This is a genomic window from Sphingobacterium tabacisoli (assembly GCF_017908035.1).
GTDB lineage: Bacteria > Bacteroidota > Bacteroidia > Sphingobacteriales > Sphingobacteriaceae > Sphingobacterium > Sphingobacterium tabacisoli.
Window position 1 is genome coordinate 488194 of sequence record NZ_JAEQMU010000002.1, and the last position, 12713, is coordinate 500906.

Below are 12713 nucleotides of genomic sequence, written 5' to 3' on the forward strand. Positions count from 1 at the left end.
TAAATGATATTTTATAAGCTCTTTTGGGTATTTACAAAGATAGGCTTTTTTGGATTCGGTGGAGGTTATGCTATGCTATCCCTGATTCAGGAAGAAGTTGTCGATCGAAATAGTTGGATGACTAAGCAGGAATTTACCGACCTCGTTGCGATTTCGCAGCTTACTCCAGGACCTATTGGTATTAATACAGCAACCTATGCTGGCTACAGTGCTTTGATACATGCAGGATATACCCATCCGATAGCTATGTTGGGAGCTGCGATGACGACCATTGCTTTATGCTTACCTTCTTTTGCCATGATATCAGTGATATCTTATTTCTTCTTGAAATTTAGATCTAATAGGTATTTTTCGTCAGCGATGGATGGTATCCGACCTATCAGTCTTGCGTTAATTGCTTTAGCAGCTCTCTCGCTCACCAATGAAGATAATTTTATTGACTATATGAGTCCTATTCTATTTATTACAGCTATAGTGTGTTCGGTCAAATTTAAAGTTCATCCCATTCTTATACTGTTAGGGGCAGCACTTGTTGGACTTGTTATATATTGATTGGAGTATATTTGTGTTATTTTGGACTATAAACGGCGCGATTTATGTTTTGACTTTCTATATTTAGCTAATTTAGTTTACTCAAAGAAATAGATATATGAGATTTAATACCCAACCTACTCTTGAGAACGATCAAGTTATTCTATTACCGCTACAGGAAGGAGATTTTGAAGATTTGTATAACGTAGCCTCTGATCCAGAAATATGGAGTCAGCACCCTAGCAAAGATCGTTGGAAAAGAGATGTCTTTGAAGTGTTTTTCGAAGGAGCAATGCAGAGTAAAGGAGCTTTCAAGATTATTGATAAAAAAACGGGCGGGGTGGTAGGAAGTACAAGGGTGTATGACTTTGACGAATCTAATAATAGTATCTTTGTTGGTTATACCTTTTACGGTGTGCCCTATTGGGGTACAGGTATTAATAAAGGTGTAAAAAAGCTGATGTTGGATTACCTTTTTCAATTTGTTTCTAAAGTTATCCTGCACGTCGGTTCGGGAAACCTAAGGTCACAAATTGCTGTGGTACGTCTTGGTGCAGAAAAAGTGGATGAGGTGGAAGTCGGATATTATGGTGATGTTCCGAAGATTAACTACGTTTATGAAATCACCAAAAGTAGCTGGAGTAAAAATACGATATAATAGAGCCAATGGAAAAAAAAGAACTTTATCCTTTTCTTAAAGAAATACAGACTAAAGTAGCTCAGAATGATAATCAATTGGATTTAGTAATGGTTTATGATAAGGTTGATGAGGTGATTAAGAACCATGATTTTTATCACCAGACGCCTTACTTTTTATCAGAATGGCTCATTCTAAAAGAGCAGATTTTAAGATCTGACTCCGAGTCATTGGGATATTTCGAGCGATTTTTAGAGAATATAATGTATGAAAGTGCTACAGGGGTATATTCAGCATACGTGGATAATAATCTCTAGAGAAGCTGTTCCAGATAGCGGATTGGCTGATGATGCTAATTTCTTTGGCTATTCGTTTGTGATAAACCTTCGAAAGGAGAATACTCCTGTAAGGCAGGTCGCTAACAGAGCATGTATTACAAACTCAACCTTTCCTACAGGAAGGATATAGCTGGATATGAAAAGCATAACAAGGAAGTAAATTGCGAAATAGGTAAATAGCAGTATTACAAAAGGCTTGATTTGTAGCATAATTTTAAATATTAGCTGTGCATAGAAAATTAATTTCGGGCATTTGAACTATTATTGACTTCTTAACGCAATGCACTAAAACACGTTGTTAAGGAGTCCTTTACTTATAAGAACGCTTTTTTCTTAGAATTGTTTATTTTATGAGCCATAAGCTTGTTTTTTAGGATGTCAGCTTTGTGTTCCCAAGCAACTCTTGGATGAAGTTAGGAAATAGAAAACCAATTTTGAAGGGCTTTACAAAAGCATAATAATTTGATAATCCGTATGATGTTTTCGGCTCTAGTTATTTTTAAATGGTAAAAACGGTTTTGTGATTGTCTCCTAATTTTTTACTTTTGCCTCATCGATCATTAAAGTTGAAAAGAATAAAAATAAAAGTCATGTAATACGTTGTCAATATTCGGAAAGAGAGTTAGTTGTTTGGAAGAGATTTCGACAGCTGCTATTCTTGTGGTTTGATAGATGTATGTTATACTTTGAATTTTATAAAATGGAATCAACAAAATATGGTCGTACCTACCATTTCCCTTTTTCACCGGGGACAAGCAGTGACGATCGTTTTAATCATAATTATTGGGAAGATATACAGTGCTTTTCGGAGTTGTTGTATACCGAAAAGTTGGATGGAGAAAATAATTGCCTCTCCAAACGAGGAGTGTTTGCAAGATCCCATGCGGCTCCAACAATTTCACCTTGGACAGCACAACTACGCGAGCACTGGGCTAGTCTTAAAAACGACTTAGGGGATTTGGAGTTTTTTGGTGAGAATCTATATGCTGTACACTCGATTGAATATACTAAGCTAGAGCATTATTATTATGTGTTTGCCGCACGTATAAAAGATATGTGGCTTTCCTGGGAGGAGGTATGCTTCTATGCCGAGTTGTTCGACTTGCCTATGGTCCCTGTATTGAAAAAGACGAGCGTAAAGGAGTTAAGTACGCATCAGCTTTGGTCAGATGTGGAGAAATTGGCCGCTCAGGTTTCGACGTTTGGGTCTATCGACCCAAAGACAGGAGAAGTATGTACTTCCGAGGGGTTGGTATGTAGAAATGTGAATGCTTATTCTGTGGCTGAGTTTCCGCATCATGTTTTTAAATATGTGAGAAAGGGGCACGTGCAGACGGATGAACATTGGACGAGATCATGGAGAAGAACGCCGCTGATTTGGGAAAGGGGGGATCTGTAATGACTTGGAAATTGACAGAAAGCAAGGAGTGGGAGATTTTAGAAAAGAAATTCTCTTGGGTTGATGATATGCAGTATGTACCTCAGGACCCTTTGCATCATGCTGAAGGAAATGTGGCTGTGCATACGCAGATGGTCATAGATAGTCTGTTGAAAAACGCTGATTTTCAGTATTTAAATGAGCAACAAAAAGAAGTGCTTTGGACATCAGCGTTAATGCATGATATTGAGAAGCGGTCTACGACATTAATTGATGCGGCGGGGCGGGTGAGTTCGCCTAGTCATGCGCGCAAAGGCGCTCAGACTACACGTAAAATTTTGTTTAGAGATGTTGATACGCCATTTAATATCCGGGAGAAAATTGTGTCACTAGTACGTTATCACGGACTTCCTTTATGGCTGATGGATAAACCTGATCCTATGAAAAGTGCTTTGGAAGCCTCTCTACAATTGGATTTGAGCCACTTGAAAATCTTAGCCAAAGCTGATGCTAAAGGCCGAATCTGTCAGGATATGGATGCATTAATGTATGCGTTGGAGATGTTTGAACTGTATACTAAAGAAATCGGTTGTTGGCAATCTGCACCTAGTTTTAAGACTCCTAATGCGCGTTTTACCTACTTTAATGCCTTAGATAGTTATGTGGATTATGTCCCCTTTGATCGTTTTAAATCGGAGGTCATCCTATTGTCAGGGCTACCCGGAATGGGGAAGGATTATTACATTTCGAAGTTGGATAAGGATCTGCCTGTTATCAGTCTGGATGATATACGTAGAAAATATCGCATTGACCCAACGGATAAGAAACGGAACGGTTGGGTAGTACAGGAAGCAAAGGAAATGGCAAAAAAATATCTTCGAGCAGGGCAGGGATTTATATGGAATGCAACCAATATCACCGCATTGATGAGAAAGCAACTTATTGATTTGTTTGTCGATTATCAGGCTTATGTGAAATTGTTTTATATTGAGAAGCCTTATCACATTTGGAGGATGCAGAATAAGAATCGAGCCTATCCTTTGCCCGATATGGTATTGGATAAGATGTTACATAATCTGGAGGTACCCCAACTGACGGAAGCCCATGAGGTTCATTATGAAGTCTATTAAAGGGTATAGAATTATTTTAATAAGAGATTACTCATCCATATATTTTTCACCAAGATTGAATGGAAATTTGCGATAAGAACCAGAGATAGATCTGGTTCTTATTGTATAATAGGAGAGACTCCCAGTGTTTTCTTTTGAGACGCACTGTTTTTGTTCGTGACAACCATTGAGCTATTGCTTTTTGAGTAGCCTGGATAGGCAAAGCTGTGTGCAGGCTGAGGTTAGAGGTTTTTTTTTGTTTAGAATTGTTCTTAATAAAGCGCGCGCCTGCTGTTTAAATACCTACCTTTGTCTTATCTGAAAGCAGTAAGAGCTATGATAAGAAAAAAGAACATACCCGTTAGATCCTTACCTGAGGAGTGTTTCCAAAGGATTGTTGTCGAACGTATTTCCTCAGATTTTTTCGAAAATGATAAAGGATTGAATATTTCACACAGGCATGATTATCATATTTTTGTTTTACAGGAAAAAGGGACTATTCATGCCGAAGTTGATTTTGAAGCTTATGTAAACTCTGAGCCTGGTATAATGTATCAGTCTCCCGGACAAGTACATCGGGCATTGAAGGCCGAGGATGCTAATGTATACATGTTGGCAATATACTCTGATAATATAAATGCGAATTACCTCGCAATGTTACAGTATCTTACTCCCTTAAAGCCGTTGACAATAGATACTACGGATTTATCCGTGCTTAAGCAAGCTTTTGACCTGTGTGTAAATTTTTTCAATCAGAAGAAACATACGCTTTATTTGACGATGTTAAAGGATTCTTGTAATGCAGTGGTGGGGTTAATTATATCTCGATATCTAAGAGAATCTAAGTCTTTAGATTTATTATCGCGTTTTGAAAGGGTAACCAAAGCCTTTTTCTCGTCTTTAGAAGAATATTTTTGGACAATTAAGCGACCTGCTCAATACGCTCAAAAGCTTAACATCTCTATTGCTTATCTCAACGAATGTGTGAAAAATGAAACTGGTTTTTCTGTTAGCTATCATATCCAACAAAGAATCATCTTAGAGGCTAAGCGCCTGCTCTATCACTCTGAAAAGTCAATAAAGGAAATATCTCTAGCGCTCGGGTATGATGATTATGCCTATTTTTCTAGGGTGTTCAAGAAATCTACCGGAGTGACTGCGATTGGATTTCGGAATGGAAACCGCGAATAGTCCTATTATTACTCTTTTTCATCCTTTCTGTGTTTGCCAATTGTAGCGTTCTTTGGTTTTACAAAAAAATATAAGATTATGCCTACAGCACCCAAATGGTTATTTGATACCCTTGATTTGTTTATGTCAAAACTGCCTGGCACAGAGGTGGTCAGAACTGAATATTTATCGCCATCAGTAAAGTTAATTAAGTTGACGGGGCTTTTTGATGAGCTTCACGTTCCAGTAGGAGCATTTTTTGATATTCGTATCAGTGATACGGAAGCCCGCCGATATACTATTTCATCTATTAATCGAGAGAATAGTACACTTGATTTAATTGTTTATTTGCATGGTCAGGGTCCAGGCAGCAAATATATGGATGGTTTGCAGAGGGGGGATGAGATTTATTTAAATAAACCACGAACAGATCAGAAATATCATAATCACTTGGTAGAAAATTTGGTGTTCTTTGGTGATGAGACTTCTTTGGCTCTTGCAATTTCTTTTCTTCCTGTGGTACGGGAACATGGGCAGCAGATTCAATTTATATTTGAACTGGATGAAGAAAATAGAAATGTTCCTCAGGTTTTGGGAATAAATCATAGCCTGGTATTTCCAAAAGGAGAGATATTTAGGGATCCTGAAAGTATAGCCGCTATAGATGTGCTTAAATATGAAACATGGAAATACTTTGTTCTGACAGGAAATGTGAAGTCTGTCCAGGCTTTTAGAAAAGCAGTGAAAATGCATATGCCATCTAAAGTAAAAGCTCACGGTTTTTGGCTTGAAGGAAAAAACGGACTATAATGATCTTTTTAATTTAACGAACGAAAAAAAAACTTATCTTGTTATCAAAAAGGCTACGATGATTATTAGGAAAGCAGATAAGCAAAAGGATTACGATAACGTATGGGATATTTTCAGTCAGGTGATTTCTACAGCTGATACATATGTTTTTGATCCCAATACTACAAAAGATAGTTTGGACAAGCATTGGTTTGCGGACTACATGAATACTTTCGTTGCCGAAGACTCGGAGGGTCGAATGTTAGGCACTTATATTATAAAACCTAACCAAATTGATCTAGGCAATCATATAGCCAATTGTAGCTATATGGTAAACCCGAAATATCATGGACAAGGAACAGGAAAGCGGCTTTGTGAACACTCGATCGATTTTGCCCGTGAGAAAGGATATTTAGGGATACAGTTTAATATGGTGGTAAGCACAAACCTGGGGGCAGTTAGCCTCTGGCAGAAGTTTGGTTTCGAGATTATCGGTACGACACCCAAGGGCTTTCGACATCAAGAGTTGGGCTTAGTGGATACCTATATTATGTTTAAGGATTTGCAAAAAGGATAGTATCTATCGCTTAGTGTTTAGAAAAGCGGAAGCTGTTATCATAGGATTGAACTTTTTCAATGAATCGGAAAATATCATGGATAAGGGTTTGACTATGTAATACACCATAAGGTAGGTTCGCTGTTGTTAGTAGTAGGAGTGCTACCTCAGTCGTAAATGCAGCTGTTACTTTGCCTTCGTTATTTCCGATAAATGTATATTCTTTTGTCTCCTTGTTTTGATTTCTAGCGATAACTTTTGCTCCGAATAAATCTGTTCCGATAGAATAGTTATTGAATGCATTAATGGCTATATTCTGCACTTTTTCGTTTCTGAATATACGTGTAAAACCTAGCTTTCGGAGCAAGGCTGTTAATTTCGTAAACCAGTTGAGGTCAAAACTCATACGAGTTCTTACAATAACATTAGGTAATAGTGTTGACAATACGTGTTGATCCGAAAAATCAAAAGTATAGAAATTTCGAAGACCTGATAAGTCCGTTTTGAGGGGCAAGGTAAAGCTTTTAATTGGAACGTTTCCCACTTTATAGTGATGATCTATGTGGTTAAATGTCCATCTGTATGCTTGTTCACCGTGTTTTTCGCCTAAGCCCAATAGGATGAAAATATCGATGGATCGAGTCAGAGGAAGTTCGTTGTAGGCTTGTTGTGCTAAAAGGTTTGTCAATCCAGGCGCGAGCCCTGCACTTAATATAACGGTAGATTTATGGAATAAGGCTAGGTTTTCCAAAGCCTCTATTTGTTTCAGTGTTTCATATCGTGCCGAAATATCCAAGTATATTATTCTTCGACGGATACATGCTTCTACTAATCGGGTATCATTACTGTCAAGACACACAATGACTAGTTTTACATTATCCAAAATGGACTCATCCTGAAAATGATTTAGGTCAAAGGCCTGGGGGATGACATCATAGGTTAGCTCCTGGGCCTTTTTCCTCGCTTTATCAAAATCCCTTCCGGCAATAATTATTCGATGGGGATATAATGGCGCTAGATAAGAGGCTATTTGACTACCAACGGCTCCATAGCCTCCTATGATAAGTATATTTTGTTCCATTAGTTATTTCCTTAGCGTACAAAATTATGAACCGAATCATTAAAACTTGTTACATCATTTTTACGATTCATTATATCTTAGTGATATATTTGTTTCATTGTTTTAATTTATTATTCGTGTATTGATATGGAAACTAAGGTCGTTGAATGTCCCCAACATGGTGTGCAACCATTTGGTCTACTATGTGTGCATTTAGCAGCTAATAACAACTCCATAGCATTGGGTTTCTATGAGCATGACGAAGGAGACCTAGGACGACCAGATGCTTGGTGTAGTGCTTGTGAGGACCGTTGGCGAACCGCTGAAAGTGAGGAGGAGCAAGAGCAGTGGTTTGTCGACTGTGATTTTAAAATTGTTTGTGCTAATTGTTGGGATAACTCTAAAAAACAAAACATAGGTTAAGTATCCCGTCGAGGTAATGGCAATACTGATCGAAATCCTGATTTTTTGTTGGAATAGGAACGATTAAGAGATTATTGATCGTATGTTGTTTTCGGATATAGTTTTTTGAAAGCATTGTAAACTGCTTGATGGATTACGGTCGCGTGTGTTTCGTCAGGGATATAATCAAACACGATATTCGTGTCCTTGTTGTTTCTAAGGATGTTATATAAGCTTTCGGCTTCCAAATACATTTTGGTGTCTTCTTCTCTGTTAGGAACACCTAAATAAACATTAACTTTCTTTTTTAGATTTTGCTTTAGAAGCTGTTCTGCATTCTTTAGGAGTAGCTGTTCTCCCCACCAAAGGCTAGGGCTAACAATAATATAATCGTTAAATAGGTAGGGACGATTCAGAAGAATTTCTGTAGTCAGAAGTCCAGCCAAAGACTCTCCAATGATTGTGTTTTTAGTCGTAGTCTTGTACGATTGGTTTATATAGGGTTGTAACTCTTCTTGGATAAAGTCTATAAATTTGCCAGAACCACCATAGTGGGGGAAACTTGATTTTTGAAATCCCTCTTTCTCTATAAAGTCGGTGTTCTCCACAGCAAAAGTGAAATCTCTACGCCTTGTATTACCTTCTATGCCAACTACTATTGAACGCGGAAAACGGGCTATCCAAGGTTGGGTGTTGAAATGTACGGTCCCAGCTACATGCAGCCAATCTTCTTCTTTTCCTCCATCCAATACATAAATGACCGGATATTTTACAGTGTCCTGGGCGTTATATTCTTCTGGAAGGTATATGTTCAGCGTCCTTTTTTCATTTAGTATTTTAGATTCTAAAAGTTCAGATTTACCGATGATCAAGGGAGCGCTTTTACTTTGGCAAAGACATAGACTTGTGTAAAGAAGAGTTGTTAAAAGAATAAGTGCTTGTTTGACTGACATAATCTGTATACTGAATAAAATAGATATAGCGCTATATTTGATTGGATAGTCCGATATAGCTTTATTAACACAGGGCCAAATATAATGTAAAAAGAGCAGATAAATTTAAGAAGAGATTCTGTTTTCTATTTTGGAATATGGTTTCCCGTATTGTTAACGAACACGATTCTCTTAAATTTGACAGAAAAGCCATATATGCGAATTACTGCTCAACAACATTTGATTGAAGATATAATAGATGCTATAGCAACCAGTAGCTATGGTATCGGTATCGCTATGAAATGTGATGTCAAATCAAACTTAGACGGTGATAATTCTTATATCGAATTCGTTCCCAAAAAAGGTTGTACTATCGATATAAAGGATTGGTTCTGGTTTGGGTATCACATTCGCTAACGACAGGCCGGAAAAATTCCGATTGTTGATACACATTTGATTTCTGGTGATCGGTTCCTTTGTGGGCTTCAGAAAGTATCTATCCTTAAAAATTGTTTTTAATCTATGGTGTGCTGATATTTGTAGGGTTAAATATTGGTGTGTCAAGGGGGAATTCGCCCCGAAATAAAAAATAATATGATTAAAGGCTTATATGAAACGCATATCCAAGTGCGTAATCTGGACAGAGCAGTTGAGTTCTATACACGTGTTTTGGGATTGAAATTTGCCCATAGAGATGATACTAGACCTATTGTTTTTCTTTGGATAGGAGATAATAAACAACAGATGTTAGGGTTGTGGGAGGTGAAAGAAAATTTGCAGACAAGGCATTTTGCTTTTAATGCCTCTAAAGAAGACATACTGAATTTTTCGAGTACATATCTAAAAGATAGAGGACTGAAGCCTTATAATTTTTTAAAAGATAACTCGGATACGCCCATGGTATTTGCTTGGATGCCTGCTTTGGCTATTTATTTTGATGATGAAGATGGAAATTCACTGGAATTTATTGCTATTCTAGAAGGGGCGGGCAGACCTGAGTTGGGCGTTATTCCTTATGAAGAGTGGTTGGCCTATACTTCCTGAGTCCTTTTTTAATTATTATCTTCTTTGATAATGTATCTTTGTGTATTACATGTTTCCTTAGTTTGTTCATTTAATGGAAAGTATACAGTCAATATTGAGGCACGAGGATAGTAGATTCTTAAATTTTGTTGTTGATAAGAAATATCGTTGGGTTCGACATTTACTGATTATTGGAGCGATTGTCTTAATCCATTTTCTACCGTCCTCTTCACCGGTAGAACAGGATAAAGAAAAGGAAAACTGGATTCTCGTTACTAAGTTAATATCTACTCTTATACTTCTGTCTCTGTTTTATGCAAATCATTATATATTTATTCCTAAGCTGTTATTAAGGAATAGGTTTATAGCTTATGCCGGCAGTATCTTAGCCTTCTGTTCGGTTATATTTTTGATGTTATTGATATTAGAACGATTAGACTTGCCTTTTATTGATAAAGGGGATAACAGTCACTTGGATTGGGGAGATTATGTCGTTCTGATTATCTTACTGATAGTTTTTATTGCAGCAGTCAGTAGCCTTAAGTTATTTAAAATGTGGATTGTCAACCTACTTCGATTTAAGGAGTTAGAAAACAATACACTGCTAGTACAGTTGGAACAGCTTAAGAGTCAGATTAATCCCCATTTTTTGTTCAATACAATAAACAATATCAATTTCCTGATTGATGAGAATCCAAAATTAGCCTCTACCGTATTGTTAAAATTAAGTGATATTCTTCGTAGTCAGCTCTATCTCTCTAAAGGAGAGTCTGTTCCGTTGGCTGATGAAATACAGGTCTTGAAGAACATTCTCTTTATGGAGGAGATACGTCGAGATAGCTTTTTTATTGATTTTAACGTATCGGATGGATTAGCAGACTTTGAGGTTCCGCATTTTTTGTTTATTCCATTTATCGAGAATGTCATTAAGCATGGAGCACATTATGCGATGGAAAATGGTTTTCACGTAGAAATAAAATTTAGGTATGAAAACCAACAGCTGTATTTTACGTGCATGAATAGTAAGAAAAGAAAGTCTAATCCCGAAGATTATGGTGGGTTGGGATTAAATAACATAAGTCAGCGATTAGATATTATTTATCCAGATGCCTATAACCTCCAAGTGGAAGAAAGCGAAGAGGTTTTTAGCGTATTTTTAAGTATTCCGATGGTATAAACGAAATGAGTATAGATAGGCTTAGTATAAAATATATTGTAATAGAAGATGAACCTTTGGCACGTCGGGGCTTGGTTAAGTTGCTCGGGGCGTATGATTATCTAGATTGTATTGGAATGTATAGTAATACAGAAGATGCGAGACTGGTAATGGAACAGCAAAAACTTGATCTCATTTTTTTGGATATTCATCTGTCTGAAGAGAGCGGTTTAGACTTTGCTAAACTGGTATCTCCTCAGGTTCAGATTATTTTTACTACTGCTTACGCAGATTACGCTCTGGCAAGTTATGAACTCAATGCCTTAGACTATTTATTGAAGCCTATTTCTGAAGAACGCCTGAGAAAATCTTTAGATAGAGCGGTGAGCTATTTTCAAAATCGAATGATGGAGAAGAAAGAAACGGGCGAATCTGATCATATCTTTGTTAAAGCTGATCGAAAATTATTTCGTTTAGAACTTCATACCATCCAATATATTGAGGCAATGAAAGATTACGTGATGATTCATACCGTTGACAAACGGCTGATGGTGGCTATGAATATCAAAACGTTTTTCAGTCAGTTGCCCACAAAAGATTTTGTTCGTGTTAATAAATCTTTTGTGGTCAACTTGAATAATATTGAAAGTGTCGACAGTCAATGGGTGACAGTCGCAGGGAAAGAGATTCCTTTAGGGGCGAGCTTTAAAGATGCTTTTTTGGCACGTATTGAAAAGCATACTATCAATCGTTAGCTTTTGTATTTCAGTCATGTAACGCAGTATAGTGTCCACTGTTTGCTCATTCAGCGAAGCTTAGTCGACTATTAAACTTTTGCTACTAGTTGTGTATGCACTGAAATAGCCTAATGCGGTGGGTTTTATATTAGACGGAGGATTGCTAGGTGTGATGTTGCCTCGGTTTGATTGCTGCATCAGGGTATACCAATAGTTGTGCAGATTGTTATCTATACATTGCATTTCTATTGAAAGGTTGTCTCCTGTTTTGATAGCAATATCTTCGTCAAGGAGAATTGAAAGATTAACCTTGTTTCCATCATTAAAATCATCGTTGGCTACAAGCATATCGCCTGTTTGTTTATTGTTTACAAAGGCTATAAATCTATAACTGTTTCTTTGGTCAGCGGGATCTTTATAGAATACCTTAACTTTATATCTTTCCTTATTACCAAAGCTGGTTTTTTCAACCGCTATCGAGTCTAATAGTACTATTTCCGGCATTTTTGAAGTGGCTGTGTACATCTGCTCATCTACACGTACTTCCATCGTGTAGTTGCTGTTGGGACTGCCTATGAACCCTAGAGCTGTGTATATTCCGTTATCACTCTCTCTAAAGAGGTATTCCTGTTGCGCGTCATCCCGTACGACTACCAGTGCCTTACTTACTGGGGTTGAAGTACCAGTAGTTGTTAGGGGAACATTTCTACTCAGACGGATCTCCTGTAAGGAATCCTGGTTGTTGATTTTACCTTCTATAACTAATTTCCCAACAGCATCATTTACTTTGACTTCAATTATTTTTTCGCAGGCTGTAAAGAGTGTTAGTATAGAAAGGGTGATAGCGTAGTACATATGTTTTTTCATGTATATATCTTTATTTGTTCGTGTTATT

Annotated in this window: 16 protein-coding genes; 13 read left to right on the forward strand and 3 right to left on the reverse strand. The window is 37.3% G+C overall.

Annotated elements, in window-relative coordinates; translation table 11 throughout:
• The first annotated feature begins 3 nt into the window (after positions 1 to 3).
• From JKG64_RS13045 to JKG64_RS13080, 8 genes are all read left to right on the forward strand, one after another.
• Positions 4 to 552 carry a chromate transporter gene (locus JKG64_RS13045; RefSeq protein ID WP_210354747.1) on the forward strand — a complete coding sequence of 183 codons (549 nt, stop codon included), beginning with the start codon at positions 4 to 6 and terminating at the stop codon, positions 550 to 552.
• Between the two features lie 97 nt (positions 553 to 649).
• A complete protein-coding gene (locus tag JKG64_RS13050; protein WP_210354748.1) occupies positions 650 to 1189 on the forward strand; it encodes a GNAT family N-acetyltransferase in 540 nt (179 codons plus the stop codon).
• Positions 1190 to 1197: 8 nt separating this feature from the next.
• Positions 1198 to 1485, forward strand: a complete 288-nt coding sequence (locus JKG64_RS13055; protein ID WP_021070574.1) for a hypothetical protein — start codon at positions 1198 to 1200, stop codon at positions 1483 to 1485.
• 721 nt (positions 1486 to 2206) lie between these two features.
• Positions 2207 to 2905, forward strand: coding sequence for an RNA ligase family protein (locus tag JKG64_RS13060; protein WP_210354749.1), 699 nt, complete (start codon positions 2207 to 2209; stop codon positions 2903 to 2905).
• Positions 2863 to 4014: an AAA family ATPase gene (locus tag JKG64_RS13065; RefSeq protein ID WP_246512593.1), complete on the forward strand. Its 1152-nt coding sequence runs from the start codon at positions 2863 to 2865 to the stop codon at positions 4012 to 4014. The genes JKG64_RS13060 and JKG64_RS13065 overlap by 43 nt, the downstream gene beginning before the upstream one ends.
• 315 nt (positions 4015 to 4329) lie before the next feature.
• Positions 4330 to 5184, forward strand: a complete 855-nt coding sequence (locus tag JKG64_RS13070; protein ID WP_210354750.1) for a helix-turn-helix domain-containing protein — start codon at positions 4330 to 4332, stop codon at positions 5182 to 5184.
• 78 nt (positions 5185 to 5262) lie between these two features.
• A complete protein-coding gene (locus JKG64_RS13075) occupies positions 5263 to 5973 on the forward strand; it encodes an FAD-binding oxidoreductase (RefSeq protein WP_210354751.1) in 711 nt (236 codons plus the stop codon).
• Between the two features lie 58 nt (positions 5974 to 6031).
• Entirely contained in the window at positions 6032 to 6529 is a 498-nt protein-coding gene (locus JKG64_RS13080) for a GNAT family N-acetyltransferase (protein ID WP_210354752.1), read from the forward strand.
• Between the two features lie 10 nt (positions 6530 to 6539).
• Here JKG64_RS13080 and JKG64_RS13085 read toward each other — a convergent pair whose 3' ends face one another.
• Complete coding sequence (locus JKG64_RS13085) at positions 6540 to 7589, reverse strand: saccharopine dehydrogenase NADP-binding domain-containing protein (RefSeq protein WP_210354753.1); 1050 nt, start codon at positions 7587 to 7589, stop codon at positions 6540 to 6542.
• Between the two features lie 126 nt (positions 7590 to 7715).
• Between JKG64_RS13085 and JKG64_RS13090 the strand changes: the two genes are divergently transcribed.
• Positions 7716 to 7991 carry a hypothetical protein gene (locus tag JKG64_RS13090; RefSeq protein WP_210354754.1) on the forward strand — a complete coding sequence of 92 codons (276 nt, stop codon included), beginning with the start codon at positions 7716 to 7718 and terminating at the stop codon, positions 7989 to 7991.
• Between the two features lie 71 nt (positions 7992 to 8062).
• Here the strand turns inward: JKG64_RS13090 and JKG64_RS13095 are convergent, their stop codons facing one another.
• Positions 8063 to 8842: an alpha/beta hydrolase gene (locus tag JKG64_RS13095; RefSeq protein WP_246512594.1), complete on the reverse strand. Its 780-nt coding sequence runs from the start codon at positions 8840 to 8842 to the stop codon at positions 8063 to 8065.
• Positions 8843 to 9118: 276 nt separating this feature from the next.
• Between JKG64_RS13095 and JKG64_RS13100 the strand changes: the two genes are divergently transcribed.
• The 4 genes from JKG64_RS13100 (at position 9119) to JKG64_RS13115 (ending at position 11836) form a co-directional block, all read left to right on the forward strand.
• The gene (locus tag JKG64_RS13100) at positions 9119 to 9319 is read left to right on the forward strand and encodes a hypothetical protein (protein ID WP_210354756.1); all 201 of its coding nucleotides are present in this window, start codon (positions 9119 to 9121) and stop codon (positions 9317 to 9319) included.
• Between the two features lie 177 nt (positions 9320 to 9496).
• Positions 9497 to 9946 carry a VOC family protein gene (locus JKG64_RS13105; protein WP_210354757.1) on the forward strand — a complete coding sequence of 150 codons (450 nt, stop codon included), beginning with the start codon at positions 9497 to 9499 and terminating at the stop codon, positions 9944 to 9946.
• 73 nt (positions 9947 to 10019) lie between these two features.
• Positions 10020 to 11102 carry a sensor histidine kinase gene (locus JKG64_RS13110; RefSeq protein ID WP_210354758.1) on the forward strand — a complete coding sequence of 361 codons (1083 nt, stop codon included), beginning with the start codon at positions 10020 to 10022 and terminating at the stop codon, positions 11100 to 11102.
• A gap of 5 nt (positions 11103 to 11107) precedes the next feature.
• Positions 11108 to 11836, forward strand: coding sequence for a LytR/AlgR family response regulator transcription factor (locus JKG64_RS13115; RefSeq protein ID WP_210354759.1), 729 nt, complete (start codon positions 11108 to 11110; stop codon positions 11834 to 11836).
• 60 nt (positions 11837 to 11896) lie between these two features.
• Here the strand turns inward: JKG64_RS13115 and JKG64_RS13120 are convergent, their stop codons facing one another.
• Entirely contained in the window at positions 11897 to 12685 is a 789-nt protein-coding gene (locus JKG64_RS13120; protein ID WP_210354760.1) for a DUF4249 domain-containing protein, read from the reverse strand.
• Positions 12686 to 12713 lie beyond the last annotated feature (28 nt).

Coding starts and splice junctions, on each gene's coding strand:
- JKG64_RS13045 (WP_210354747.1), top strand. CDS start 4: ATGATATTTTATAAGCTCTTTTGGGTATTTACAAAGATAGGCTTTTTT.
- JKG64_RS13050 (WP_210354748.1), top strand. CDS start 650: ATGAGATTTAATACCCAACCTACTCTTGAGAACGATCAAGTTATTCTA.
- JKG64_RS13055 (WP_021070574.1), top strand. CDS start 1,198: ATGGAAAAAAAAGAACTTTATCCTTTTCTTAAAGAAATACAGACTAAA.
- JKG64_RS13060 (WP_210354749.1), top strand. CDS start 2,207: ATGGAATCAACAAAATATGGTCGTACCTACCATTTCCCTTTTTCACCG.
- JKG64_RS13065 (WP_246512593.1), top strand. CDS start 2,863: ATGGAGAAGAACGCCGCTGATTTGGGAAAGGGGGGATCTGTAATGACT.
- JKG64_RS13070 (WP_210354750.1), top strand. CDS start 4,330: ATGATAAGAAAAAAGAACATACCCGTTAGATCCTTACCTGAGGAGTGT.
- JKG64_RS13075 (WP_210354751.1), top strand. CDS start 5,263: ATGCCTACAGCACCCAAATGGTTATTTGATACCCTTGATTTGTTTATG.
- JKG64_RS13080 (WP_210354752.1), top strand. CDS start 6,032: ATGATTATTAGGAAAGCAGATAAGCAAAAGGATTACGATAACGTATGG.
- JKG64_RS13085 (WP_210354753.1), bottom strand. CDS start 7,589: ATGGAACAAAATATACTTATCATAGGAGGCTATGGAGCCGTTGGTAGT.
- JKG64_RS13090 (WP_210354754.1), top strand. CDS start 7,716: ATGGAAACTAAGGTCGTTGAATGTCCCCAACATGGTGTGCAACCATTT.
- JKG64_RS13100 (WP_210354756.1), top strand. CDS start 9,119: ATGCGAATTACTGCTCAACAACATTTGATTGAAGATATAATAGATGCT.
- JKG64_RS13105 (WP_210354757.1), top strand. CDS start 9,497: ATGATTAAAGGCTTATATGAAACGCATATCCAAGTGCGTAATCTGGAC.
- JKG64_RS13110 (WP_210354758.1), top strand. CDS start 10,020: ATGGAAAGTATACAGTCAATATTGAGGCACGAGGATAGTAGATTCTTA.
- JKG64_RS13115 (WP_210354759.1), top strand. CDS start 11,108: ATGAGTATAGATAGGCTTAGTATAAAATATATTGTAATAGAAGATGAA.
- JKG64_RS13120 (WP_210354760.1), bottom strand. CDS start 12,685: ATGAAAAAACATATGTACTACGCTATCACCCTTTCTATACTAACACTC.